Origin of the sequence: Pararhizobium mangrovi (assembly GCF_006516965.1) — a bacterium.
In the GTDB taxonomy this organism is placed as follows: Bacteria; Pseudomonadota; Alphaproteobacteria; order Rhizobiales; family Rhizobiaceae; genus Pararhizobium_B; species Pararhizobium_B mangrovi.
Genome location: NZ_VHLH01000005.1, coordinates 67,157 through 93,162, shown reverse-complemented (window position 1 = coordinate 93,162; position 26,006 = coordinate 67,157). Strand labels below are relative to the sequence as shown.

General features: G+C 65.5%; 23 protein-coding genes. 12 read left to right on the top strand and 11 right to left on the bottom strand.

The window, feature by feature from the left end; genetic code table 11:
* The first annotated feature begins 2 nt into the window (after positions 1–2).
* The 4 genes from FJU11_RS04445 to FJU11_RS04430 all read left to right on the top strand — a co-directional run bounded on the left by FJU11_RS04445 (position 3) and on the right by FJU11_RS04430 (position 4,126).
* A complete protein-coding gene (locus tag FJU11_RS04445) occupies positions 3–1,235 on the top strand; it encodes an FAD-binding domain-containing protein (RefSeq protein WP_141165818.1) in 1,233 nt (410 codons plus the stop codon).
* 145 nt (positions 1,236–1,380) lie between these two features.
* Positions 1,381–2,430, top strand: a complete 1,050-nt coding sequence (locus FJU11_RS04440) for a LacI family DNA-binding transcriptional regulator (protein ID WP_141165817.1) — start codon at positions 1,381–1,383, stop codon at positions 2,428–2,430.
* Positions 2,427–3,404 (top strand): 2-hydroxyacid dehydrogenase, encoded by a 978-nt coding sequence (locus tag FJU11_RS04435; protein WP_141165816.1) that lies wholly within the window; start codon positions 2,427–2,429, stop codon positions 3,402–3,404. Before FJU11_RS04440 ends, FJU11_RS04435 begins: the two co-directional genes overlap by 4 nt.
* A gap of 278 nt (positions 3,405–3,682) precedes the next feature.
* Entirely contained in the window at positions 3,683–4,126 is a 444-nt protein-coding gene (locus tag FJU11_RS04430; RefSeq protein ID WP_141165815.1) for a hypothetical protein, read from the top strand.
* A 69-nt stretch (positions 4,127–4,195) separates the two neighbouring features.
* On the opposite strand, the gene FJU11_RS04425 is transcribed toward FJU11_RS04430, so the two are convergent.
* A complete protein-coding gene (locus FJU11_RS04425) occupies positions 4,196–4,966 on the bottom strand; it encodes a gamma-glutamyl-gamma-aminobutyrate hydrolase family protein (RefSeq protein ID WP_141165814.1) in 771 nt (256 codons plus the stop codon).
* A 207-nt stretch (positions 4,967–5,173) separates the two neighbouring features.
* Here FJU11_RS04425 and FJU11_RS04420 point away from each other — a divergent pair, with 207 nt between their 5' ends.
* Positions 5,174–6,295 (top strand): TRAP transporter substrate-binding protein, encoded by a 1,122-nt coding sequence (locus FJU11_RS04420; protein WP_141165813.1) that lies wholly within the window; start codon positions 5,174–5,176, stop codon positions 6,293–6,295.
* A gap of 100 nt (positions 6,296–6,395) precedes the next feature.
* On the opposite strand, the gene FJU11_RS04415 is transcribed toward FJU11_RS04420, so the two are convergent.
* Together FJU11_RS04415 and FJU11_RS04410 are read right to left on the bottom strand one after the other, a co-directional pair.
* Complete coding sequence (locus FJU11_RS04415; RefSeq protein ID WP_141165812.1) at positions 6,396–8,375, bottom strand: TRAP transporter large permease; 1,980 nt, start codon at positions 8,373–8,375, stop codon at positions 6,396–6,398.
* Positions 8,372–9,010, bottom strand: coding sequence for a TRAP transporter small permease subunit (locus FJU11_RS04410; RefSeq protein WP_141165811.1), 639 nt, complete (start codon positions 9,008–9,010; stop codon positions 8,372–8,374). The genes FJU11_RS04415 and FJU11_RS04410 overlap by 4 nt, the downstream gene beginning before the upstream one ends.
* A 371-nt stretch (positions 9,011–9,381) precedes the next feature.
* Between FJU11_RS04410 and FJU11_RS04405 the strand changes: the two genes are divergently transcribed.
* The 4 genes from FJU11_RS04405 to FJU11_RS04390 all read left to right on the top strand — a co-directional run bounded on the left by FJU11_RS04405 (position 9,382) and on the right by FJU11_RS04390 (position 13,123).
* Positions 9,382–9,606 (top strand): aa3-type cytochrome c oxidase subunit IV, encoded by a 225-nt coding sequence (locus tag FJU11_RS04405; protein ID WP_141165810.1) that lies wholly within the window; start codon positions 9,382–9,384, stop codon positions 9,604–9,606.
* 189 nt (positions 9,607–9,795) lie between these two features.
* Positions 9,796–11,256 carry a Re/Si-specific NAD(P)(+) transhydrogenase subunit alpha gene (locus tag FJU11_RS04400; protein ID WP_141165809.1) on the top strand — a complete coding sequence of 487 codons (1,461 nt, stop codon included), beginning with the start codon at positions 9,796–9,798 and terminating at the stop codon, positions 11,254–11,256.
* A gap of 13 nt (positions 11,257–11,269) precedes the next feature.
* Positions 11,270–11,713, top strand: coding sequence for an NAD(P) transhydrogenase subunit alpha (locus FJU11_RS04395; RefSeq protein WP_141165808.1), 444 nt, complete (start codon positions 11,270–11,272; stop codon positions 11,711–11,713).
* Between the two features lie 12 nt (positions 11,714–11,725).
* Positions 11,726–13,123 (top strand): NAD(P)(+) transhydrogenase (Re/Si-specific) subunit beta, encoded by a 1,398-nt coding sequence (locus tag FJU11_RS04390; protein WP_141165807.1) that lies wholly within the window; start codon positions 11,726–11,728, stop codon positions 13,121–13,123.
* 90 nt (positions 13,124–13,213) lie between these two features.
* Here FJU11_RS04390 and FJU11_RS04385 read toward each other — a convergent pair whose 3' ends face one another.
* The 8 genes from FJU11_RS04385 to FJU11_RS04350 form a co-directional block, all read right to left on the bottom strand.
* Positions 13,214–13,687, bottom strand: coding sequence for a DUF992 domain-containing protein (locus tag FJU11_RS04385; protein ID WP_141165806.1), 474 nt, complete (start codon positions 13,685–13,687; stop codon positions 13,214–13,216).
* Between the two features lie 365 nt (positions 13,688–14,052).
* Positions 14,053–15,681: an FGGY-family carbohydrate kinase gene (locus tag FJU11_RS04380; RefSeq protein ID WP_141165805.1), complete on the bottom strand. Its 1,629-nt coding sequence runs from the start codon at positions 15,679–15,681 to the stop codon at positions 14,053–14,055.
* A 350-nt stretch (positions 15,682–16,031) separates the two neighbouring features.
* On the bottom strand, positions 16,032–17,543 hold the full coding sequence (locus FJU11_RS04375) for an aldehyde dehydrogenase (NADP(+)) (protein ID WP_141165804.1): 1,512 nt from the start codon (positions 17,541–17,543) through the stop codon (positions 16,032–16,034).
* A 109-nt stretch (positions 17,544–17,652) separates the two neighbouring features.
* The gene (locus FJU11_RS04370) at positions 17,653–18,366 is read right to left on the bottom strand and encodes an ABC transporter ATP-binding protein (protein ID WP_141165803.1); all 714 of its coding nucleotides are present in this window, start codon (positions 18,364–18,366) and stop codon (positions 17,653–17,655) included.
* Positions 18,363–19,109 carry an ABC transporter ATP-binding protein gene (locus FJU11_RS04365; protein WP_235890807.1) on the bottom strand — a complete coding sequence of 249 codons (747 nt, stop codon included), beginning with the start codon at positions 19,107–19,109 and terminating at the stop codon, positions 18,363–18,365. Before FJU11_RS04365 ends, FJU11_RS04370 begins: the two co-directional genes overlap by 4 nt.
* Entirely contained in the window at positions 19,106–20,047 is a 942-nt protein-coding gene (locus FJU11_RS04360) for a branched-chain amino acid ABC transporter permease (RefSeq protein ID WP_141165802.1), read from the bottom strand. The genes FJU11_RS04365 and FJU11_RS04360 overlap by 4 nt, the downstream gene beginning before the upstream one ends.
* The gene (locus FJU11_RS04355; RefSeq protein ID WP_235890806.1) at positions 20,048–20,905 is read right to left on the bottom strand and encodes a branched-chain amino acid ABC transporter permease; all 858 of its coding nucleotides are present in this window, start codon (positions 20,903–20,905) and stop codon (positions 20,048–20,050) included.
* A gap of 116 nt (positions 20,906–21,021) precedes the next feature.
* Positions 21,022–22,227: an amino acid ABC transporter substrate-binding protein gene (locus FJU11_RS04350; protein WP_141165801.1), complete on the bottom strand. Its 1,206-nt coding sequence runs from the start codon at positions 22,225–22,227 to the stop codon at positions 21,022–21,024.
* A 394-nt stretch (positions 22,228–22,621) separates the two neighbouring features.
* Here FJU11_RS04350 and FJU11_RS04345 point away from each other — a divergent pair, with 394 nt between their 5' ends.
* The 3 genes from FJU11_RS04345 to FJU11_RS04335 are packed head-to-tail and all read left to right on the top strand — an operon-like array spanning position 22,622 to position 26,004.
* On the top strand, positions 22,622–24,148 hold the full coding sequence (locus FJU11_RS04345) for an ABC transporter substrate-binding protein (RefSeq protein WP_141165888.1): 1,527 nt from the start codon (positions 22,622–22,624) through the stop codon (positions 24,146–24,148).
* 50 nt (positions 24,149–24,198) lie between these two features.
* Complete coding sequence (locus FJU11_RS04340) at positions 24,199–25,140, top strand: ABC transporter permease (protein ID WP_181408041.1); 942 nt, start codon at positions 24,199–24,201, stop codon at positions 25,138–25,140.
* Between the two features lie 3 nt (positions 25,141–25,143).
* On the top strand, positions 25,144–26,004 hold the full coding sequence (locus tag FJU11_RS04335) for an ABC transporter permease (RefSeq protein WP_141165800.1): 861 nt from the start codon (positions 25,144–25,146) through the stop codon (positions 26,002–26,004).
* Positions 26,005–26,006: the final 2 nt, after the last annotated feature.

Sequence of the window (26,006 nt, the reverse complement as noted above, 5' to 3'; positions counted from 1 at the left end):
GCATGGACGAACCACGAAGCGCGATCGACTTCGAGCCGACGCGGGCGGCGGGGCTCGAACGGCTCGCGCGCTTTCTGCCGCAGGCGGGTTCTGCCTATGCGCGCCATCGAAACCGCGATCTCGGGCCGGACCGTCCGGCGAGCGTCTCGCGGTTATCGCCCTGGGTCCGGCGCCGCCTGATCACCGAGGAGGAGGTCTGCCGGCAGGCGATCGATCGTTTCGGGCCGTGGGAAAGCGGTGCCATCGTCCGCGAGATCTTCTGGCGCACCTATTTCAAGGGCTGGCTCGAAATGCGCCCCCGGGTCTGGGACGCTTATCGAGAGGAACGCGACGATGCGCTCGCGCGGACCGAAAGCGACACGAAGCTCGGCGATGCCTATGCGAGGGCTTTGGCCGGCGAAACCGGGATCGACGCCTTCGATGCGTGGGCACGCGAGCTCGTCGTGACCGGTTATCTGCACAACCATGCACGCATGTCCTTCGCCTCGATCTGGATCTTCACGCTGGACCTGCCCTGGACGCTTGGCGCGGACTTCTTCTTCCGGCACCTGATGGACGGCGATCCGGCGTCGAACACGCTCTCCTGGCGCTGGGTCGCGGGGCTGCATTCTCGCGGCAAGCACTATGTCGCCACTCCGGACGCGATCGAGGAATGCTCCGGCGGCCGCTTCCGGCCGGAAGGCCTTGCCGAAGACCCCGAGCCGCTCGACGACGAAGGTCCGCATCCGGATGCCGAAGCGCTGGCATGGCGCGGCGAGGCGGGCGAGGGACCGGCATTCCTTCTGGTGACGGCGGAGGATTGTCGGGTTTCGTCGCTACCGGGGTTGCCGGCCTCGATCGCCGGGACCGCCGGCGCCTTGCTCGAAGACTGGCGCTCGCCGCTTGCGATCGGCGAGCCGGCACGCGCCTTCGCCGACGGCGCGCTGAAGGAGGCGTTGCGGCAGGCGGGCGCCGAAGAGGCACCCGTCTTCGGAGTGGGCGATATGGAAGCGCTCATCGTTGCGATCGAGGAGAGCGGGGCGCGCCGCGTGGTCAGCGCATACGCGCCGGTCGGACCCGTCGCCGACTGGCTTAAGCTTCTCGAAGCGCGACTGTGCGAGCGCGGCATCGCCCTTCAAAGGCTCTCGCGCGCCTGGGACCGCACGGCGTGGCCGTTCGCGACGCGGGGATATTTCCGTTTTTCCAAGACCATCCCGCATTTCGTCTCCGCGGCCGGCATTCCCTTCGTTCGCTGAACGGCGGGTGACGTTCGCCGAGCAGGGCCGTTCGCAAACTTTCCGTTCGCGATCAAAGCGGTCTTGTCGATCCCGACTAAATTCTTTAATCGAATATTTTAAACCGACCGCCGCATCCCGGCGGCATCCCGCCCGTGGGGATCGAGTGGCGCAGAAGATCAAGCTTTCCACCATTGCGGAGACACTCGGCGTATCGACGGCGACGGTCTCGCTCGCGCTTCGCGACAGTCCGCTCGTCGCCGAAACCACGCGCGAGCGCATCAAGGAAAAGGCGCGCGCGCTCGGCTACATCTACAACCGGCGGGCGGCCAGCCTGCGCACCCGGCGTTCCGGCATCATCGGCGTGGTCGTGCGCGACATCATCAATCCGTTCTACGCAGAAATCCTCGGTGCGATCGAGAGCGAGCTCGATCGCTCGCGCCAGACCTTCATCCTGTCGAACCACTACGATTCGGTTGAAAAGCAGCGCAACTTCATCGAGACCCTGCTGCAGCTCGGCGGCGACGGCGTCATCATGTCGCCGGCGATCGGCACGCCGGCGGCGGATATTCGCCTCGCCGAGGAAAACGGCATGCCGGCGATCCTCGTCGCCCGTTCGGTCGACAATGTGGACGTGCCGACCTTTCGCGGCGACGACGCATACGGGGTATCGCTTGCCACCAACCATCTGATCGGGCTCGGCCATCGCACCATCGCCATGGTCGGCGGCTCGGACCATACTTCGACGGGGCGCGACCGCTATCGCGGCTATACGGATGCGCTCGACCGGGCGGGCATTCCGGTGGACGAGAGCCTGCGCATTCCGGGCCCGCGCACCAAGCAGGGCGGCTTCGAGGCGGCGGTGCATTTCCTTTCCATGCGGCAGAAGCCGACGGCGGCCGTTTGCTGGAACGATCTCGTCGCGATCGGCCTCATGAGCGGCATCGCCCGTGCCGGGGCGATCGTCGGACGCGACGTCTCGGTCACCGGCTACGACGATCTCGAGGAGGCGGCGATCGCGACGCCGGCGCTGACGACGGTGTGGAACCGGCAGGCCGATGTCGGCCGCTCCGCCGCGCGGGCGCTGCTTGACAAACTGAGCGGTTCGTCCGAACCGAACGGTCTGCATCTCATCAAGCCGGAGATGCGCATCCGCCAATCCACCGGGCCGCTCAAGCTTGCGGTCCTGCACGGGCGCGAAGGGAGACAGGCGTGAGCGAGGGAAGCGAACCGACAATCCTCATCCCGGGAAAGGTTCATCCGCGGGTCCGCGAGCGTGTCGAGGCGGAGTTCGCAGCCGTCGCCATCGAGACGGCGGACGCGGCACTCATCACGCCGGAACTCGCAGCCTCGATCCGCGGTATCGCGAGCTCGACGCGTATCGACGCGGCCTTCATCGATGCGCTGCCCAATCTGGAGATCATCGCCCATTTCGGCGTCGGCTACGATCCGGTCGATGCCGGGCATGCCGCACGGTGCGGTGTCGTCGTCACCAACACGCCGGACGTGCTTTCCGACGAGGTCGCCGACACGACGATCGGTCTCCTCATCAACACGGTGCGCGAACTGCCGAGGGCGGAAACCTATCTGCGCGCGGGACGCTGGGCGAGCGAAGGCGGGTATCGGCTGACGCCGCTCACCCTGCGCGGGCGCACCGTCGGCATCTTCGGGCTTGGCCGTATCGGCCGGGCGATCGCGCGCCGGCTGGAAGGCTTCGGCGTCGAGATCCTCTACCATTCTCGCTCGAAGCGCGAGGACGTTTCGTACGCCTACGCGGAGAGCCTGAAGGATCTGGCCGAACGCTGCGACACGCTGATCGTCATCGTGCCGGGCGGTCCGGCGACGGACAGGGCGGTGGACGCGGAGATCCTTTCGGCGCTCGGTTCGAACGGCGTGCTCGTCAATGTCGGTCGGGGTTCGACGGTCGACTGCGACGCACTCGAAACCGCGCTTTCGAACGGCACGATCGCCGCGGCCGGTCTCGACGTCTTTCCAAACGAGCCGAAGGTGCCCGAAGGCCTGACGAAGCTCGACAATGTCAGCCTGCTGCCGCATGTCGCGTCGGCCTCGCAGCATACCCGCAACGCGATGGCCGATCTTCTCGTCGACAATCTCGCCGGCTGGTTCGATCGCCGCCGGCCGGTCACGCCCGTTCCCGAAAGCGGCGAACTCGTTTCCACGCGCCATTGAATCGTCCGTAAGGCTGGCCTTGCGGGGACCCTTCCATCACGCTCGCTTCGTGCGCGGGATGGCGCTGGCGTCGACGCGCCGCGTCGGCCCTTTGCGAAGCCGGTGCCGCACCTTCGATCGGGCCGGGAACGCCGCTCTCGTTCCGCTCGAAGCCCCGTATATCAGCGGGTTGAGGGGTCGGGCCGCGCGAAGGAAGGCAGGGGGTTGGTTAACGGTCCATCAATCTTTACACTTCATTCTATCGAAACGGTCAGCAGACACGAAGGGGAACGTTTGACATGAAACGGATTCTCGCACTTGTCGTCTTCGCAGGGATCGCCGCCGCCGGTGCACGGCTGGCATGGTCGCCGGGCGAAGCCGACACGATCGTCACCAGTTCGATCGCGACCGCATCCCTGATGCCGGAAGGCCGGGGACCGGGTCAGCCCGCCACGCGCGAGGCAGCACGCTACCTCGTCTCGAATCCGGCTCGCAACGAGAGCTGCCACATGAAGCGCCTCGGCGAAACGGCCAGCGGCGAACGGCTGAGCGCCGGCTCGCAATGCGACAAGGTCTGGCCGGGCCTGAGCGGCGTCGTCTCCGTCGACGAGACCGGCAAGGGCAGCTTCGCCATGCGTGACAGCAAGGGCCACACGGTTCTCGCCATGGCCGTCGGCGACGGCGCGGCTTACGAATCGGTCGACGCCAACGGCGCGATGGTCAGCGTCTTTCCCGACGACTGAACGGTTGCCGGATCGGTTCCGGCCCGATGATTTTCCGAAGGGGTCGCGCCAGCCGGGCGCGGCCCTTTTTCATTCCGCCGCTTCGGCCCGCCGGTTGGCGTCGGCATAATCGCGTACCGCCTTGCCGAACGCTTCGAAGATCGCTCGTGACGGGCCGTCGTCGCGCACCCAGTATTCGGGATGCCACTGGACGCCAAGGGCGAAGCCTGCCGCATCCTTCACCGACACCGCCTCGATGGTGCCGTCCGGCGCATGCGCTTCGGCGCTGAGCCGGTCGGACAGGCGAGCGATGCCCTGGTTGTGGAGAGAGTTCACGCGAATGGTGCCCGCGCCGACCACGCGTGCGAGACACCCTCCCGCCTCCACCGAAACATCCTGACGGATGGCGAAGCGCACGTCGTTGTCGTCGCTCTGCTCCTCGCGATGGTCGCTGCGATCGGTGAGTTCGTGCACGCGCGGATCGAGGGAACCGCCGAGCGCCACGTTCAGTTCCTGAATGCCCCGGCAGATGGCGAGCAGCGGCATGCCACGTTCGATCGCGCCGGTGATCAGCGGCAGGCTGACCGCGTCGCGCGCGGGATCGAAGGGGGCATGCGCCTCCGTTTCCGCCTCGCCGTAGCGGGACGGGTGGACGTTGCTCCTCGCGCCCGTGACGAGCACGCCGTCGACGCGCGAAATTACCGAGCCGATATCGATGCCGGCCTCGAATGCGGGCACAACGAGGGGAAGGCAGCCGGCTCCGATGCGTGCCGCGTCGAGATATTGCGCGGGCACGGCGTGCCAGTCGTAACGTTCGAAGCGGCGAAAATCGGCGGGTACGGCGACGAGCGGCATGGTCATTCGGCGGGTCTCCTTCGTACGGGCGGAATTCCGGCGTACCGGCGGATTTCTGGCGCGCCCGGCCGTAAAATTCAAGGCTGGCCACGCGCGGCGGCGTGCTTGCCAGTGCGCGGGCGAAATGGTTATGAGTGCCGCACGCGCGCACGCCGGTCGCCATTCGGGAGGGAGGCGTGCGCAGAACCGACAAGAAAACCGGGGAGGGTACCCATGGATCGTCGTTCATTCTTCAAGCAGGCCGGTACGGCCGGGCTCGGTGCGGCCGCCGCATCGTCGCTTGCCGCACCCGCGCTCGCGCAGTCCAATCCCAAGATCAACTGGCGGATGACCTCGTCGTTCCCGAAGTCGATCGACTCCATCTTCAATACCTCGGTCGAGATGACCAAGCGCATCCGCGAGGCGAGCGACGGCAATTTCGACATCCAGGTCTTCGCCGCCGGCGAGATCGTGCCCGGGCTCGAAGCGCTCGATGCTGCCTCGAACGGCACCGTCGAGCTCTGCCACACCGCACCCTATTACTATGTCGGCAAGAACCCTGCCTACGCCTTCGGCACCGCGGTGCCGTTCGGCCTGAACGCGCGTCAGGAAAACGCTTGGTTCTATCAAGGCGACGGCATGACGCTGCTCAACGACTTCTTCAAGAAGGAAGCGAACGTCTACGCCATGCCGGCCGGCAATACCGGCGCGCAGATGGGCGGCTGGTACCGCAAGGAGATCAAGTCGGTCGACGATCTCAAGGGCCTGAAGATGCGCATCGCCGGTCTCGCCGGGCAGGTGATGGAAAAGCTTGGGGTCGTGCCGCAGCAGATCGCCGCCGGCGACATCTATTCGGCACTGGAACAGGGTACGCTCGACGCCGTGGAATTCGTCGGTCCCTACGACGACCAGAAGCTCGGCTTCTACAAGGTCGCGAAGTATTACTACTACCCGGCCTTCTGGGAGGGCGGTGCCGCGCTCCACACCATGGTCAATCTCGACAAGTGGAACGACCTGCCGGACCAATACAAGACGCTTCTCAAGACCGCGTCCTCGGCTGCCAACAGCGAGATGCTCGCGACCTACGACTATCGCAATCCGCCGGCGCTGAAGAAGCTCGTCTCCGACGGTGCCGTTCTGCGGCCGATGTCGAACGATATCCTCAACGCCGCCTTCGACGCCGCGCAGGGGATCTACGACGACCTCTGCGCCAAGAACGCCGACTTCAAGAAGCTCTACGATTCCATGACCGACTTCCGCAACGAGGCGTTCCTGTGGGAGCAGGTCGCCCAGTACGGCTTCGACCATTTCATGATGATCAAGCAGCGCGAGGGGGCGCTCAAGGTCAAGGGCTGAACCTACCCTTCGGTGCATCGCCGGCTTGGCAAGAGCCGACCATGAATGGAAAGCCCGGGTGCCTCGCGGTACCCGGGCTTTTTCTTTCCCGTCGAAAGGTTCATTTGAAGGAGGGCGGCGCCGAAAGATCGTCCGATCCGGGATCGGCGTTGCCGTTCGGCGTGTTCTTCTTTCTCCCGCTGGAAGGGCTATCGGTATCGCCGTCACCGAAGGATGGGGGCTGGTCGAGCCCCGAGCCATCCTGTCCCCGATCCTTGCCGGCGCTGAAATCCGGTGCCGCCCCGAGGCCGGAATCGTCGTTCGAGCCGTTGCCCTCGAGCGGGCCGAGACCGGGCAGGCCCGTATCGGTGTCGTTGCCATTGCCATTGCCGCCGCCGGAGCCGAACCCGCTGTCGTCGCCGAGCGGCGGCAGGCCGAATTCGTTGCCGCCATTGCCTGACGAGCCACCCGATGCGGGCTTCGACGTTTTTCCCGGGGTGGCCGGCGCGCTTGCGGCGGGTGCGGGTTCGGGCGTTGCCTTGTAGCGCATCACGATGCCGGGGAAGGCGAGCGTGATGGCGATCATCGCGATCTGGATGCACACGAAGGGGATGGCGCCGAGATAGATCTGGCTCGTGCGGATGCCGGCGGTCCGTTCGCCCGTCACCCGGTCGATATAGTCCGTGCGCGGCGCGACGGAGCGCAGGTAGAACAGTGCGAAGCCGAAAGGCGGATGCATGAACGACGTCTGCATGTTGATCGCCAAAAGCACGCCGAACCAGATGAGGTCGATGCCGAGCTTGTCCGCCACCGGCGCCAGCAGCGGCACGATGATGAAGGCGAGCTCGAAGAAGTCGAGGAAGAAGGCGAGGACGAAGACGATGGCGTTGACGGCGATCAGGAAGCCGGTCTCGCCGCCCGGCACGCTCGTCAGCAGGTGCTCCACCCACAGATGTCCGTTGACCCCGTAGAAGGTGAGCGAAAAGACCCGGCTGCCGATCAGGATGAACAGCACGAAGGCGGAAAGCTTCGTCGTCGACTGCATCGCCTGGACGAGCAGGTCGAGCGAGAAGCGGCGCTTGGAAAAGGCAAGCACCAGCGCGCCGACCGCGCCCATCGCACCGCCTTCCGTCGGCGTCGCGATGCCGAGGAAGATGGTGCCGAGCACGAGGAAGATCAGCGCCAGCGGCGGGATCATGACGATGATCACCTGCTGCGCGAGATAGGACATGAAGCCGCGCTTCATCGCCTTGTTGACGAGTGCTGCAACGTAGATCGCAAGGATGCCGGTGACCGCGCCCCACACGCCGGCGCCGCGTGCGAGCCGCCCGTCGAAATAGCGCGTCGCGGCGTAGGCGATCACCACCGCGGCGACGAGTGCCACGAGAAGCGAGAGGATGCCGCGTCCGAGCGTGCGCGCTTCTGGCGGCAGGGCCGGCGCCGAACGCGCGCGCACGAAGGTGATGGCGACGACGTAGAGCACGTAGAAGCTCGAAAGCATGAGGCCGGGCACGAGCGCGCCGGAATACATGTCGCCGACCGACCGGCCGAGCTGGTCGGCAAGCACGATCAGCACCAGCGAGGGCGGAATGATCTGCGCCAGCGTGCCCGACGCGACGATGGCGCCGGCGGCAAGCTTCCGGTCGTAACCGTAGCGCAGCATGATCGGCAGCGAGATGAGCCCCATGGCGATGACGGAGGCGGCGACGACGCCCGTCGTCGCGGCGAGCAGGGCGCCGACGAAGATCACGGCGTAGGCGAGCCCGCCGCGCACCGGACCGAAGAGCTGGCCGATCGTCTCCAGCAGATCCTCGGCCATGCCCGATCGCTCGAGAATCAGGCCCATGAAGGTGAAGAAGGGCACGGCAAGCAGCGTACTGTTCGCCATCACACCGCCGAAGAAGCGGTTCGGCAGGGCCTGCAGGAGCGGCCAGAACAGATGGATCTGGTCGCCCGAATAGGGAGCGAGTTCGACGCCGATCGCGAAGAAGAACAGCCCCGTGCCGGCGAGCGTGAAGGCCACCGGGTAGCCGAGCAGGAGCAACAGCACCAGCGTCGCGAACATGATCGGCGCGAGGTTTTCCGCAATGAAGGGGATCACGAGCCGGTCCCCCCGTTCGCGGCGCGGCCGGCCCGCGTTCCGAGTTCGTCGCCATAGGCGGCTTCGGATTCGAAATCCTCCACCTCTTCCATGGTCGGGTGTGCGCCTTCCTCTTCGATCTCCTCGTCGGGCGCGCCGAAGAAGAGGATGGCCGCCTTCTTGCACAGTTCCGAGATCGCCTGGAGAAAGAGCAGCACGAAGCCGGCGAGCAGCAGCGCCTTCGCCGGCCACAGGATGAGGCCGCCGGCGTTCGGCGAATATTCGCCGCTTTCGAAGGAGCGGATGACGTAGGGCGTCAGGAGCTTGATCATCACGCCGGTGAAGGGCAGGAGCACGAACAGGTGGCCGAGGAAGTCGATCCAGGTGCGCGCGCGCCGCGGCAGGTAGCCGGAAATCACGTCGACGCGCACATGCTCGTTGCGCTTCAGCGTCCATGCGGCGGCCAGCATGAAGACGGCGCCGAACAGGTACCACTGCAGTTCCAGCCAAGCGTTCGACGACATGTCGAAAACCTTGCGCACGACGGCGTTGACCGCGCTGACGAGCACGGAGGCGAGTACCAGCCAGGCGACGGACTTGCCGGCGAGCGTCGTCACGCGATCGATGGTACGGCTGACGGCAAGCAATGCGTTCATCGGTTTCTTCCGCCCTTCGCGGAGCGGTTTCGCGCTCGCTTCGAGCCGTCGTGGCTTGTGGATGGTGTCCTCGCGACCGGCGTTGCGTCGGCATACGACGATCGCGCCGGGCAGCGGCCGATACATCCCGAGGCTTCGGGAAACGGTCCGACCCGGCGCCGCGATACATGATGTGCGATCGTTGCGAAAGTGGAGCGTGCAAAAAGTATTCGCGGAAGGGTTCGTCCGTCCGCACGCAACAATGCTTCGAAATCGGTATTGCGCGCCAGCCGGGGACAGTCGGTCTGCGGCATTGCGCCCTGCGACATTGTGTTGCCTTCGGGGCACGCCTTGTGTAAGCCTTGGCCCGACTCTTTCACGGGAGGATGGTCATGGGTGCGCAGCAAAGCCATCCCGCCGAACTCGGCGCGGAGATGGACTACGAGGAGCACGAGAAGAGCTACAACGTCTTCACCAACATCGCGAAGTACGGCGCCATGCACGTGGCGACGCTCTTGATCGCGATGGCCTTCGGCTTCCTCGCCGGCGCCGGCTTCATTCCTGCTTTCATCCTGCTCGTCATCCTCACCGCCGTCGGATACATGCTGCTGCGCTGACGCCGCGCTGCCGTCCGCCGACCGGCCGGCGCCCCAAAGAAGGGCGCTACGGACCGGGATGACGAAGGAACGTCCCGAAGGGGACGGGACAACGAACTGCCTTGCGGTCCCTCTGCGGACCGATCGACCGGCGCGCCGCATCGGGGCGCGCGGAACGCTTGATGAGAATGCATCCGGGGGAAAAGCTTCATGGCAACCACCGTCTTCGTCGCCCGTGAGGCGGACGCCGGGGAACCGCGCGTCGCCGCTTCGCTCGAAACCGTGAAGCGCATGAAGGGGCTCGGCTTCGACGTCCTTCTCGAGCGCGGCGCGGGCGAGGGGTCGCGTATTCCCGATGCCGCCTTCGAGGAGGCGGGCGCCGAACTCGTCGAGGCGAAGGATGCCGGCCGCGCCGACGTCGTGCTCAAGGTGCGCCGCCCGTCGGCGGCCGAGATGCAGGCCTACAAGTCCGGCGCGCTCGTCATCGCGCTGATGAATCCCTTCGACAACGATGCGGCGATCGCGGCGCTGGCGAAGGCGGGTGTCACCGCCTTTTCCATGGAGCTTCTGCCGCGCATCACCCGCGCCCAATCGATGGACGTGCTTTCCTCGCAGGCGAACCTCGCCGGCTATCAGGCGGTAATCGAAGCGGCGTCGGAATTCGACCGCGCGATGCCGATGATGATGACGGCGGCAGGCACCGTGCCGGCAGCACGCGTCTTCGTCATGGGCGCTGGCGTCGCCGGGCTTCAGGCGATCGCGACGGCCCGCCGGCTCGGCGGTTCGGTCTCGGCGAGCGACGTTCGCCCGGCAGCCAAGGAGCAGGTCGCCTCGCTCGGCGCCAAGTTCGTGGCCGTCGAGGACGAGGAGTTCAGGCAGGCCGAGACCGCGGGCGGTTATGCCCGCGAGATGTCGAAGGAATACCAGGAGAAGCAGGCCGAACTGATCGCCGAACACGTGGCGAAGCAGGACATGGTGATCACCACCGCGCTCATTCCGGGCCGGCCGGCACCGAAGCTCGTTTCGCGGGCGATGCTGAAATCGATGAAGCCCGGTTCGGTCGCCGTCGACCTCGCGGTCGAGCGCGGCGGCAACATCGAGGGCTCCGAGCCCGGCAAGGTCGTGGATGTCGAGGGCGTGCGCGTCGTCGGCTACACGAACATGGCCGGCCGGATCGCCACCTCGGCATCGGTCCTCTACGCCAAGAACCTCTTCACCTTCCTCGAAGCGCTGATCGACAAGGAAACGAAGGAGATCAAGCTCGATCCGGAGGATCAGATCGTTAAGGCGACGATGCTGACGCGTGACGGCAAGGTCGTGCACGAAAACTTCCAGTCCGCTGCGAAGGCCGAGCCGGAAAGCGCGCAGACGGACGACGCCGCGAAGGCGAAGTCCGGTTCCGGCAAGGGATCGCGCCCAGCCGGGCGCAAGACGGGCGGTGCCAATGAGGCCGGTGCCGGGACATCCGGTGCGAAAGCGTCCGACACTAGGGCGTCCGACATAAAGGCGTCCGGCACCGAGGCAGCTACCGCCACGCCGGCGGAAACGTCCGGCGAGGCGGATGACGCTCCGGCGAAGAAGTTGGACGAACCATCGGGTGACGCGCCGGACGGCGCATCCACCGGCACGCCGGGCGATACACGATCCGGCAACGACGAAACGAACACGTAAAGGGGAGAGCTAAATGGCGAGCGAGGCACTCGACCGGGCCCTCGACAGGCTGGACGGCGCCGTTCAGGCGGTGCGCGACGCGGCGCAGTCCGTGGCCAACGGGGCGGCCGACCATGCGCAGGTCACGGCCGATGCGGCGGGGGCCGCCGCGCACGGCGTCTCCGGCGGGGCGATCGATCCGTTCATCTTCCGCTTCGCCATCTTCGTGCTCGCGATCTTCGTCGGCTACTATGTCGTCTGGTCGGTGACGCCGGCGCTGCATACGCCGCTGATGGCGGTCACGAACGCGATCTCCTCGGTCATCGTCGTCGGCGCGCTGCTCGCCGTCGGCATCTCGTCTTCCGGCTTCGCCTCGGTGCTCGGCTTCATCGCCCTGGTACTCGTGTCGGTGAACATCGTCGGCGGCTTCATGGTCACGCAGCGCATGCTCGCCATGTACAAGAAAAAAGAAAAGTAGGGGGGCGAAACGATGTCGGCCAATTTCGCAGCGTTCCTCTACCTCGTCTCGGGCGTCCTGTTCATTCTCGCCCTTCGCGGGCTGTCGCACCCGACGACGAGCCGGCGCGGCAACACGATCGGCATGGTCGGCATGGCGATCGCCATCCTGACCACGCTCTTCCTCGCCGTGCCGTCCTTCGGGCATTTCGTGCTGATCGTGCTCGGCATCGCGATCGGCGGTGGCGTCGGCGCGTATATCGCCAGGCGCATTCCGATGACGGCGATGCCGCAGCTCGTTGCCGCCTTCCACTCGCTGGTCGGCCTCGCAGCCGTGCTCGTCGCCGCCGCCGCACTCTATTCGCCAACGTCCTTCGGCATCGGCGAGGTCGGCGCGATCGACGGCCAGGCGCTCGTCGAAATGTCGATCGGCGTCGCCATCGGCGCGATCACCTTCACGGGCTCGATCATCGCGTTCCTCAAGCTCGACGGTCGCATGTCCGGCAAGCCGATCATGCTGCCCTCGCGCCACGCGATCAACGCCGGGCTCGGCGTCCTGCTGATCGTGCTGATCGTCGCGCTGGTCTCGACCGCTTCGGCGACGCTCTTCTGGCTGATCGTGCTTGTGGCGCTGGCGCTCGGAGTGCTCCTGATCGTGCCCATCGGCGGTGCGGACATGCCGGTCGTCATCTCGATGCTGAACTCCTATTCGGGCTGGGCGGCCGCCGGCATCGGCTTCACGCTCGGCAATCTGGCGCTCATCATCACCGGCGCGCTCGTCGGCTCGTCCGGCGCGATCCTTTCCTACATCATGTGCAAGGGCATGAACCGGTCGTTCATCTCCGTCATCCTCGGCGGGTTCGGCGGAGATCAGGCGGCAGCCGGCACGGACGACATCGACCGGACCGTCAAGCAGGGTTCGGCCGACGATGCGGCCTTCCTGATGTCGAACGCTTCTCGCGTCATCATCGTGCCCGGCTACGGCATGGCCGTCGCGCAGGCACAGCATGCGCTGCGCGAGATGGCGGACGTTTTGAAGGAAGCGGATGTCGAGGTGAAGTACGCCATTCATCCGGTGGCAGGCCGTATGCCGGGCCACATGAACGTGCTGCTCGCCGAGGCGAACGTGCCCTATGACGAAGTCTTCGAACTGGACGACATCAATTCGGAGTTCGCCCAGACCGACGTCGTCTATGTCATCGGCGCCAACGACGTGACGAACCCGGCAGCACGCGACGACAAGTCATCGCCGATCTATGGCATGCCGATCCTCGACGTCGACAAGGCCAAGACCTGCCTCTTCGTCAAGCGCTCGCTCGGCGCCGGCTACGCCGGTATCGACAACACGCTGTTCTACAAGGACGGCACGATGATGCTGCTCGGCGACGCCAAGAAGATGACCGAGGAGATCGTCAAGGCGCTCGATGCGTAGAGGCAAGGCTTCCGATGGTTGCCTGGAAAAAAACGGCCCGCCGGATTTGGCGGGCCGTTTTTCGTCATGCGTGCTTTACCGCGGTGCGGCTCAGCCGGCCGACTGGTGCAACGTGATCGTCGTAACGCCGACGGCAAGGTTCACGCCCTGCTGCACCTGAACGCTGAGCGGCTGGAGCACGAAGCCGGTATTGTTGCCGCCGATGAGCAGGTTCGCGCCGAGACCGGCAGCGAAGCTCGCATCCGCACCGACGCCGCGATAGGTGCCGGCCAGCGAACCCTGCTGGTACTTGTTGTTCTCGCGCACGAGCACGCCCCACTCGAGGACGGACTTGCCGGTCTTGCCGATGTCGAGACCGAACTTCTTGATTTCGCCCGTATAAGTCTCCTGCGTGTCGTTCTTGCCGGAGCGGTACGTGCAGGAAATCTTCTTGTTCGAGCCGATGATGAAGCCGGTGCCACCCTGCGACGTGCACGTAAGCGTCCCGATCTTGACGGGAGCGGCATTGGCGACGGTGCCCATGGCGGCAAGCGCGAACGAAGCGGCGACGATCGGTTTCAACATGGAAATCTCCTTCATTTGGGCAGTTTGCACGTGGCCCCTGCATCGCTCGGACGCTGGCGACCACACGCCATCAACGGGGTAGGAAGCACCATTTTCCGTGCTGGAACACCGGGTGTATCCTACGGCATGCGGGGAATGATGGAGCCGCCGCGATGTTCCATGCAGCGGTGCTACCGCCTGTCGCAGCCCATCCCGGTTCGCCCGGCGGATATGGAACGGCACCGCGGATCGGCTCACGTGAACCGCACGGGCTTACCCTTCGAAGAACCGCCGTCTCCCGGACGATCGTTCGAGCGACGCCCCGCCGGAGCGTTCACGCATCAATCGCGGATCCAGTATCGTGCCGGAAAGAAGGGACAGGGCTGCTACCGCGCGGCTTGCGCGTTGCGGATCTCGCGTGCTGCGGCCTGCAGTTTCTCGAAGGCGGCATAGCGCGCGTCGTGCCTCGTGGCCGTCTCGCCGCCCGCCGGGGTATAGAGGCGCGCGGGGGCGGACATCGCGGTCATCGCGGAAGCGACGCTGCCCTCGTGCCCGCCGGCTGCGGCGGCCAGCATGGCCGAACCGAGGAGCACGGGCTCTTCCGCGTTCGCGATCGCCACGGCCACGCCGGTGGTATCGGCAAGCACCTGGCGCACGAGATCGCTCTGCGCCGCGCCGCCGCTCGCCACGATGGTGGTGATCGAAACGCCGTTTTCGGCGAACCGGTCGAGAAGCTGACGCAGGCCGTAGCCGACGCCGCAAAGCCCCGCGACATAGAGCGAGACGAGGCTTTCCATGCCGTCGTCGAGCCCGAGGCCGGCGATCACGGCGCGTGCGTCCGGCTCGGCGAATGGAGAGCGGTTGCCGAGAAATTCCGGCACGACGTGAAGGCCGCGTGCCAGCGAGACGACGTCGGATCCGGTCGCAGCCTCACGGGCGCGCCGTTCGAGCCAGGCGGTCAGTCCGAGACCATCGCCTTCGGCCTTCCGGCGCGCTTTGGGCGCGGCCGGGTGCAGTGTCACCAGATGGTCGATCGCCGCTCCGGCGGCCGATTGCCCGCCTTCGTTCAGCCAGAGGCCGGGGATCATCGCATCGTAATAAGGGCCCCAGACGCCGTCGACATAGGCCGGTTCGCGCGTCGAGGCCATGGAGCAGGCCGAGGTTCCGAAGATATAGGCGAGGCGGCTTTCGACCTCGGCCGCCTGACCCTCGATGGCACTGCCGAGCGTCCCGACGCCGCCGGCATGCGCATCGATCAGTGCGGCACCCACCGCGGTGCCGACCGGCAGGCCGAGCGCATGGCCGGCTTCCCCGGTCAGGCCGGTGCCGAGCGCGCTGCCGGGTTCGACGATGTCCGTTCCGATGCGGCGAAAGTCTTCGTCGGCAAGCTCTTCGAGGCCGATCCGTCGGAAGTAATCCGGATCCCAGCGGCGCTCGTGCGCGAGATAGGTCCACTTGCAGGTGACGGTGCAGGCCGAACGGGACAGGCTGCCGGTCGCCCGGAAGGTCAGGTAGTCCGCAAGGTCGAAGAAATAGCCGGCGCTCGCGAAGCCGTCCGGCCGGTTTCGCTTGAGCCAGAGCAGCTTCGGCGTTTCCATTTCCGGGGAGATGCGTCCGCCGACGTAGCGAAGGACCGGATGGCCGGTCGCATTGATCTCGTCAGCCTCGCGGGCGGCGCGATGGTCCATCCAGACCATGACGTTGCGTGCGGGATCGTTCGAAGGTCCGACGGCGAGCGGCTGTCCCTCCGGGTCGAGCACGACGAGCGAACACGTCGCGTCGAAGCCGATGCCGGCGACGCTCGAAGCCTCGACACCGCTTTGGCCGAGCGCTTCCTTCACGCTGGCACACACGGCCTGCCAGATCTGCTCGCTCGACTGCTCGACGATCTCGCCCGGCTCGCGCCAGATCTCGACCGTGCGCTTTGCCGTCGCCAGAAGCGCGCCGTCAGCCGTGAAGATGCCGGCCCGCGCGCTGCCCGTGCCGACGTCGACCCCGATGAAAACCTCCGCCATGCGTCTTTCCCGCCCTTTTTCCACCCATCTTGCCAGTCGGCAGCGCCGCGTCGCCGGCAATGCGTCGGCCGATCTCGCCGGACCGTTCGAATGCACGTTCCCTTGGCGCCCGGCACCAGACTCTCCGTGCCTTGCGGCCTTGCGAAGGCTATCCCGGCAGCCGGCTCGATGTCGAGCGCCAACCATGCCCGCACGGACGGTTTCGAGTACCGAAGCGCCGACGAAACGGTAGGGTAGGCAAAGACGGAACCGGCCGGCAACAGGATGTGCGCCGGCCGGTCCTTTCGTTCATCCGTGGCATTCATCCGCGGCATTCATCCGCGGTCGGCATCGGCCGGCCCGTCTTTGGTTCAGCGCGCGTCTTCGGGTAGCAGGGCCTCCGGCATGTTCTGGTAGCACACCGGCCGCAGGAAACGGCGAATGGAAAGCGTGCCGACAGACGTCGCACCGAAATTGGTGCTGGCCGGGAACGGCCCGCCATGCACCATGGCGTCGGACACCTCGACGCCCGTCGGGAACCCGTTGGCGAGCACGCGGCCGGCCTTGCGTTCGAGCACGGTCATCAGTTTGCGGCCGAGTTCCTGATCGGCATCGTCGAGATGCAGCGTGACGGTGAGCTGACCCTCGAGGCTCCTGGCGATGGCGATCATCTCGTCGGTGTCGCGCGCCGTGACGAGAAGCCCGAGCGGGCCGAAGACCTCGTCGGAAAGTTCGGCATTATCCAGCCAGTCCTTCCCGCCGACGCGGTAGAGATAGGGCGTTGCGTTGCGCGCGTCGCAATTGGTGGTCAGCACCTCCTGAACGCCTGGGCCCCCGGCGATGCGCGCCTGGCCTTCGCGATAGGCCTTGGCGATGCCGTCCGTCAGCATGACCTGCGACCCGGTCCCGCCGAGCGCCTCCTTGACGGCGTTCGCGAAGGCGTCGGCCTTTTCTTCGAGGACGACCGCGATGCCCGGATTGGTGCAGAACTGGCCGGCGCCCATCGCCAGGCTTCCGGCCCAGCCCTTGGCGATCTCCGCGCTGCGCGCGCCCATCGCTTCGGGAAGCAGGAACATCGGGTTCACCGAACCGAGCTCGCCATAGAAGGGGATCGGCTCGGGGCGTTGCGCACACAGATCGTAGAGTGCGCGGCCGCCGGCCAGCGAGCCGGTGAAGCCCACCGCCTTGATCAGCGGATGCTGGACGAGCGCCTGGCCGACGTCGCGCTTGCCTCCCTGTACGAGGGAGAAGGTGCCGGCCGGCATGTCGCATTTTTCGATCGCGGCATGGATCGCCTCGGCGACGATCTCTGCCGTGCCGGGATGGGCGTCGTGACCCTTGACGACGACGGGGCAACCGGCTGCAAGTGCCGCCGCCGTATCGCCGCCGGCGGTCGAAAAGGCGAGCGGAAAGTTCGATGCGCCGAAGACGGCGATCGGGCCGATCGGCCGTTCGAGCATGCGAAGGTCCGGCCGCGGGGCGGGCTTGCGATCCGGCATCGCCGCATCGTGGCGAAAGTCGAGATACTCGCCCTTGCGGATGTGGTCGGCGAACATGCGAAGCTGGCCCGTCGTGCGGCCGCGCTCGCCCTGCAGGCGACCTTCGGGCAGGCCGCTTTCGGACGTGCCGATCGCCGTGATGTCCTCGCCGCGTGCCTCGATTTCGTCGGCGATCGTCTCCAGGAAGCGCGCGCGTTCCTCGCGGCTCGTGTAGCCATAGGTCCAGAAGGCGTCTTCGGAGGCCTCGCAGGCCTGTTCGACGAGCGCCTTGCTGCCCATGGAGAAGGTGTGTGCCTCGCCGCTCGCCGGCTCGGAACGGAAGGTCGAATCGCTGCCGATCCATTCGCCGGCGATCAGATGCTTGCCATGGGGGGTAAAGGTCATGGGTCCTCCTTGTTCGAAACGGGTCTCAGGGTAAAGACGCGGAAGGGCCGGCTTTGTGTCCATCGGCGCGACGGATTGTTACGCATCGGCCTCGATCTTGACCGGCGTGTCAGGCGCCGAGATAGGCCTCGCGTACGGCCGGATCGTCGCCGAGTTCGCTCACCGGACCTTCACGGGTAATCCGGCCCGTCTCCATGACGTAGCCGCGGTCGGCGACGGAAAAGGCGGCGAAGACGTCCTGTTCGACGAGAAGGACGGTGACGCCACGCGAGCGGATGTCCGTCAGCACATCGAGAAGCTGGTCGACGATCACCGGCGCTAGGCCGAGCGACATCTCGTCGATCAGCAAGAGCTTCGGCTCGGCCATCAACGCGCGGCCCATGGCGCACATCTGCTGCTCGCCGCCCGAAAGGTTGCCGGCGAGCCCGCGCCGGCGCTCCTCGAGGATGGGGAAGAGACCGTAGACGTGCTCGAAGCTTTCCTTCAGAGTTCGTTTGTCGGTGCGCCGGAAGGCGCCCATGCGCAGGTTTTCCTCCACCGTCATCGCGCCGAAGAGCTGGCGACCTTCGGGCACCTGGACGAGCCCGCGGGAGAACACCTTTTCGGGCGGCAGCGGCAGGATGTCCTCGCCGTTGAACGCGATGCCGCCTTCCGCGCGAAGCACGCGCGAGACGGCACGAAGCAGCGTCGTCTTGCCGGCGCCGTTCGAGCCGACGAGGGCGACGATCTCGCCTGCGCGAACCTCGAGATCGACGTCGAAGAGGACGGGCGCGCCGCCGTAGCCCGCCGTCAGCTTCCGAATGGAAAGGACCGTTTCGTTCATGCCCGCCTCTTGCCGAGATAGGCCTCGACCACCTGCGGATTTTCGAGCACCGTCGCAGGATCGCCCTCGGCGATCGCTTCGCCGTGATGAAGGACCAGCACCCGGTCGGAAAGGCTGCGGATCGCCTTGATGACGTGCTCGATAACGAGGATCGTCACGCCTTGATCGCGGATCTTCTTGATGAGCTCCACGACCTGGTCGACCTCGACGGCGGTCAAGCCGGCCATCACCTCGTCGAGGAGAAGCAGTTCCGGTTCCATGGCGAGCGCCTTGGCGAATTCCAGGCGCTTGCGGTCCGGCCCACCGAGGCTGTCCGCCGAGGCTTCGAGGCGGTTTCCGAGGCCGGTGAACTCCAGCCATTCCCGGGCCTTTTCGCGCGCTTTCGCCCGCGACTTCTCGCCGCCGCCGGTTCCGAACATCGCGCCGACGGCCACGTTGTCGAGCGTCGAAAGGCCGGGAAACGGCTTCATGACCTGAAAGGTGCGTGCGATGCCGAGATGGGCGCGACGGTAGGAAGGCAGAGTGTCGATGCGCTCGCCCTTGAAGGCGAGCTCGCCTTCGCTCGGGCGCAGCGTGCCGGAAATCATGTTGACGAGCGTCGTCTTGCCGGCACCGTTCGGTCCGATGAGACCGAGGATCTCGTTCCTGGCGAGCGAGAAGTCGACATGGTCGACCGAAACGAGGCCGGCGAAGCGCTTCGTCAGCCCCTTGGCCTGAAGGATGGGCGGTTCCGCAGCGCTCACAGCCGGTTCTCCCGGATGTTGCGCGTCAGGTAGCGCCAGCCGTGCCGGCGTACACCGACGAGCACGTCGGCGATGCCGCGCGGGGTGAAGATGACAGCAAGCACGATGACGATGCCGAAGAGAAGGGCCGCCGCGGTGGAAATCCAGCTCGAAAGCACCTCGTAGACCGCCGAAAGGATGAAGGACCCGGCGAGGGGCCCCAGCACCGTGCCCGGCCCGCCGAAAACGGCCATGATGACCATGCGCACGTTCAAGGTCGGGTCGAAGGCGCTCGACGGATCGATGAACGAGATCCAGTAGGCGTAGATGCCGCCGGCGATCGCCGTGAAGAAGGCCGACATCATCAGCGCGATCACCTTGTAGGCGGTCGTGTTGACACCCATCGTCGCCGCGGCGTCCTCGTCCTCGCGAATGGCGACGAGGCCGGCGCCGAAGCGGCTCGTCGCGATCCACAGCACCGTCAGCGTGCAGACGAGAAGCAGGCCGAGCGCGAGTTCGTAGAACATGGTGTCCGCACGCACGAGCGGCAGGACGAGCCCGGTATTCGCGCCGGCGAGGTCGATGGTCGAGACGAGGGCGCCGGTCGCCGCGGCAAGGCCGAGTGTGGCAATGGCGAAATAGGGCCCCCGCAGGCGCAGGATCGGAATGCCGATAAGGAGTGCGGCGAGCACGGCGAGCACCGCGCCGCAGCCGAGCCCGACGGCGAAGGGCAACGAGAACTTCACCATGGCGACAGCTGTGCCGTAGATGCCGAGACCGTAGAAGGTGGAATTGCCGAAGGAGACGTAGCCGGTGAAGCCGCCGATGATGTTCCAGGACTGGGTGAGGACGGCGAGGATCAGCGCGTTGATGGCGAACTGCATGAAGACCGCGCCGGTGAAGAAGGGCAGGCAGGCGAGGATGGCCGCTCCGACCAGGATGATGGCGAGGCGGATCATCTAGGCGGCCCTCAGAGAGCGGGCGGGCCTGACGACGAGCACGACGACGAGGAGCCCGAAGGAGATGACGTCGATATATGTCGGCCCGAGATAGAGCGAGGCGAGCTGTTCCGCCACGCCGATGACGATGCCGCCCAGAATGACCTTGAAGGGGTTCGAGAGCCCGCCGATGATGGCGATGACGAAGGATTTCGCCGTCAGCGTCGCGCCGACATAGGGCGTCAGATGCGTGAGGATGCCGAAGAGCCCGCCGGCGACGCCCGCCAGCGCTGCGCCGATGCCGAAGGTCAGCGCGTATATGTTGCGCGGATCGACGCCGTAGAGCCGCGCGGCCGTCAGGTTCTGTGCCGTGGCGCGAATGGCGCGCCCAATCGTCATCTCGTTCAGGAGCCACCAGACGGCGCCGGCAAGCACGAAGGCGATGACGAAGGCGGCGAGGCTGACGACGGGGATCGTGATGCCGGCGACGGCGAAGTTCGCGCCGGAATAGGTCGGGTTGATGGTGCGGAAGTCGGCACTGAAGAGGAGTTGCGCCAGATAGGTGATGACGACGCTGAGGCCGAAGGTGATGAGCAGCGTGTTCAGCATCGCCGAGCGGACGATGAGGTTGAGGATGAAGCGCTGCAGGCAGTAGCCGATGACGAACATGCCGAGGGCGGCGATCGGCAGCGCCACGAACGGATCGATGCCGAGGCCGGTGAAGAGGTAATAGGTCAGGTAGCCGCCGAGCATGATCAGCGCGCCATGGGCGAGGTTGACGACGTTGAGCACGCCCCAAACGAGCGCCATGCCGAGCCCCATGAGGCCATAAAGCCCGCCGAGCAGCACGCCGTTGACGAGGATCTGCACCAGAAGCACGGTTGTCTCTTCTCCCCCAAGGATGCCGCGTTCGATCGCGGCGGCGTTTCGTGGCCCCGTTGGCGTTAAGACCCGCCGCACGCGAAGGCGGGTCTCAGCGTCTCACGAAACGAAGGTCAGCGCTTGCCCCACGCCGGGATCGGGTATTGCGGCTTGTTCAGCATGTGGTCGGTATAGACCGGCACGAGCTTTCCGTCCTGGATCTGGACGACGATCTGCGGCAGGTCGATCTGGCCGTTCTCGCCGTACTTCACGTGCGCGTAGAGGCTGTCGAAGTCAGACTTCGCGATCGCGTCGCGCACGGCGTCCGGCTTCGTCGAGCCGGCCTTTTCCAGTGCGTAGGCGAAGGTCTCCACGTCGGCCGCACCCGAAGCGGCGTGGTAATCCGGCGCGTAGCCGTACTTCTTCTGGTAGGCATCGGCGAACGACTTGGCATCGCCGAACCATTTGTCCTTCAGCGACTCGTTCGGCAGCCAGGACGTCATGCCGAAGGCATAGTTCGCATCCTTGCCGAGCGCCTGGCGGAAATCCGCCGTCGGCACGCCGACGGTGAAGGAGTAGAAGTCCTTCGGATTGACGTTGAGGCTCTTCGCCTGGCGGATGAAGTTCAGCGCGTCCGTCTCGTGGCCGGTCCACAGCACGGCGTCGACGTCGCTCGACTTGATCTGCGAGAGGATCGACGAGAACTCGCCGCCGCCGTCGCGGAACTGCTTGTCGAGCACCAGCTTCATGCCGGCGTCCTTGATGTGCTTGCGCGTGCCCTCGGCGACCGAGACGTCGAAGGAATCGTCGGCCGCGACGAGGGCGACGGTCTTCGGCGTCGGATCGACCTTGCCAAGCATGTCGATCGTCGAGGCGAAGTAGTCGTCGGCCGGCGGCAGGGTGCCGAAGATGTATTTGTAGCCGCGGCTGTAGATCTGCCCCGAAGCGCCGCCACCCTGCACCATCGGCACCTGATACTTCTCCGCGACCGAACTGTCGTTGAGCGCGAAGTTCGAGGCGAACGGGCCGAGCAGGAAGTCGACATTGTCGGACTTCAGGAGCTGCACGTACTGGCGAACGCTCAGATTGACGTCGGACTGGTTGTCGAGGATGTCGAGCTGCAGCTTGTAGGTCTTGTCGCCGATCTTGATGCCGCCGGCATCGTTGATCTTGTCGACCGTCAGCCGGTAGGCGTCCTGGTAGTAGCGCCCGGTATTGGCGTTGGTGCCGGTCAGCTGCACCGAAGCGCCGAGCTTGACGACGTTGTCGGCAGCCGTTGCCGTGCCGCCCGAAGCGGCTAGCGCGAATGCGACTGTTGCCAGAAGCGCGGATGTCTTCATCGAATTCCTCCCGATTGACGCGACGTCGCCCTTCGCCGAACCGGCAAGGCGCCGCCAACTGCCTTCGCGACCCTCCCTGAAGACGACGTGTCGCGACTGCTCGCGGGCAAGATCAGAAATTCGCACCGCCGATGCAACTCAAAATGAGACTTCTTCGCGGTTTTCTTGCGATCGGCGCTCCGTCGTGTCGGTATCGTTCGTCGGGATGCGAGCGATCCGATACGTTCGCTCGACCCGAAAAGCCGCCCAGTCCGGCACGAAAGCGATGCGGACTGCCACGCTCTTCAGGCCGGATGGCGCTTGACAGGCCGAGCGAAGGCGTCAATCATTCCATAATAATAAGCGACATTCCGTTATAAGGGAACAAAGGGGTCTTCTGATGCGTATCGCAGCCATGTTTTCTCTCGCTGCGGCGGCCGTGACGGCTTTGCCCGCAATGCAAGCGTACGCCCAGGACGCGAAGAAGGGAGACGACGTCGTTACCGTCGCCATCATCGGCGAGCCGCCGACGCTCGATCCCATGCTTTCGACGGCCGATGTCGTCAGCATCGTCACGCAGCACTTCTTCGAGACCCTCTACACCTTCGATTCGCACTGGAAGGTCCGTCCGCTGCTCGCCAAGTCGATGCCGAAGATCACCGACGACGGACGAACCTACACCATTCCGATCCGTGAGGGCGTGACCTTTCAGGACGGCTCGAAGATGGACGCCCACGACGTTGTCGCGTCGCTGAAGCTCTGGGAAAAGGTCGCGACCCGAGGCCAGGGTGTGGCCGATACGATCGAGAGTGTGACGGCTTCCGACGACAATACGGTCGTCATCAAGCTCAAGAAGGCGTATGCGCCGCTGCTTTCGCTTCTCGCCTTTTCGAATTCCGCCGCTGCGATCGTGCCTCAGGAGGATATCGACGGCGAAAAGCTGACCAAGCTCATCGGTACCGGTCCCTACAAGCTCGCCGAGCACAAGCCGGACCAGTACATCAAGCTGACGCGCTTCGATGGCTATACCTCGCGCACGGAGCCGGCCGACGGCACGTTCGGCGAGCGCAAGCAGATTCCGGCGGAGATCGACTTCGTTCCGGTGCCCGACGGCAATACCCGCATCGAAGGTGCCGTCGCGGGTCAGTACGACTACGCGGACGGGCTTTCCACCGAAGCCTACGACCGGCTCGAGAAGAGCGACAAGATCAAGCCGGTGCTCCTGAACAATTTCGGCTGGCCGATCTTCGCCTTCAACCTGAAGGCCGGGCTGATGACGAACCTGAAAATGCGCCAGGCGGTGGAAGCCGCACTTGCGCCGAACGACATGCTGCTTGCCGCGTTCGGCGACAAGAAGTTCTTCGGCACCGACGCTGCGCTCTTCCCGAAGAAGTACGTCTGGCACAATGAAGAGGGATCCGATCTCTACGCTCAGGCCGATCCGCAAAAGGCGGCCAAGCTTTTGAAGGAGGCCGGCTACGACGGCACGCCGCTTCGCATTCTCACATCGCACCAGTACGAATTTCACTACCAGATGGCGCAGGTCGCCAAGGCCTATCTCGAACAGGCCGGCTTCAAGGTAAAGCTCGACGTCGTCGACTGGGCGACGCTGACGGAACGGCGCGACAACCCGAAATTGTGGGACATCTATATCACGCACTCGCCCTTCCTGCCGGAGCCGGCGCTGACGAGCCTGTACAGCGCAAGCTCCAGGCTCGGCTGGGACGATCCCGAGAAGAACAAGCTGCTCGCCGACTTCACCTCGACGACCGACCAGAAGAAGCGTGAGGAGCTCTTCGCCAAGCTTCAGAAGATGGTCTGGCAGCAGGTGCCCTTCTACAAGGTCGGCTCGTTCAGTGCTCTTTCGGCCGAAAACCCGAAGATGAGCGGTGTTCCGCAGACACCATGGCCGTTCTTCTGGAACGCGCAGTTCAGCCAGTAGGGTGACGGGGGCCGGCTCGCCGGCCCCTCCATTCGCGAAGGGAAGCGCCCTTGGCCCGCTACGTCGCAAAACGCGTCCTCGGCATGATCGTGGTGATGTTCATCGTGCTCACCACGGTCTTCATCATCGTGCGTCTGGCACCAGGCGATCCGGCCTCGCTGATGCTCGGCCCCGAGGCGACGCCGGCCGACGTCGTCGCGCTTCGCGCGCGGATGGGCCTCGACCAGCCGGTCGTGGTGCAATACTTCTCGTTCCTCGGCCAGATCGCGACCGGTAATCTTGGCCAGTCCATCTTCTTCAACCAGCCGGTTACCCAGGTCATTGCCGCGCGAGCAGAGCCGACGGTTCTCCTGACGCTCTTTTCGATCGTCATCGCGGTCGCGATCGCCCTGCCGGTCGGTATCCTTTCCGCCTATACGCGCGGCAGCCTCTTCGACCAGGGTTCGCTTTCGACGGCGATGCTCGCCGCTTCGGTGCCGAGCTTCTGGCTCGGGCTCATCTTCCAGCAGTACCTTGCCACCGGTGCCGGGTGGTTTCCGGTATCGGGCTTCGGATCGCCGAGCGCCACGTTTTTCGAGCGTGTGCATTTCATCATCCTGCCCTCGATCGTGCTCGGCATCGTCAATTCCGCGCTCATCATCCGTTTTTCGCGTGCGGCGATGCTCGACGTGCTCAACGACGATTTCGTCCGTACCGCGCGTGCCAAGGGGATGAGCGAATGGCGCGTCGTCATTCGCCATGCGTTGAAGAGCGCGCTGATCCCGATCGTCACCGTCGTCGGGCTGACCTTCGCTCTGCTTATCTCCGGCGCGATCGTCACCGAGCGCGTCTTCAATCTTCCTGGTCTCGGTTCGCTCGTCGTCGGCGCAGTGCTGCGGCGCGACTATCCCGTGATCCAAGGCGTGCTCGTCGTCATCGCCGGGCTTTACGTGCTCATCAATTTCCTCATCGACATGCTCTATCTCGCCATCGATCCACGGGTGAAATACTAGCCGATGGCGAACGCTCCAGCCCATGCCGGCGGCCCCGGCCTCGTCAAGCTGCTCGCCCAGCGCCAATCGGTGGTGATCGGGCTGGCGATCCTTTTCGTCCTCGGCGCCGCGGCGATCCTGGCGCCGGTCGTCGCACCCGCCGACCCCAACAAGCTGGCGATCGCCAGCCGTCTTACGCCGCCGGGCTGGGCGCATCTTTTCGGAACGGACGAATACGGTCGAGACATCTTTTCGCGCGTGATCTTCGCCGGCCGCGTATCGTTGACCGTCGGTCTCTGCGTGGCGGCGTTTTCCACCGTCGCGGGCGTCTTCTTCGGCCTGATGGGCGGATTTTTCAGGCGGCTCGATGCGCCGGTCTCGCGCGTCGTCGACGCCATGATGGCGTTTCCCGACATCCTGCTGGCAATCGCGCTCGTCGCCGCTCTCGGCGGTTCGGTGCTGAACGTCATCATCGCCCTTTCGGTCGTCTATACGCCGCGAGTAGCACGCGTCGCGCGGGCCTCCACGCTGGTCATCCGTGAGCTGACCTATGTCGAGGCGGCGCGCGCGCTCGGCGTTTCCACGTGGCGCATTCTCGCCAACCACGTGCTTCGCAACATTGTCTCGCCGCTCATCGTGCAGGCGACCTTCACCTTCGCCTATGCGATGCTCGCCGAAGCCGGGCTTTCCTTTCTCGGCGTCGGCGTCGATCCGTCGACGCCGACCTGGGGCACGATGATCAACGAGGGGCGCAAATACGTCTCGTCGGCCGGCTGGATGATCCTCTTTCCCGGTATCGCCATCACGCTGTGCGTCCTTGCCCTGCAGATCGTCGGCGACGGCCTGCGTGACGCGCTCGATCCCAATCTTTCCAAGGAGCTTTGAAC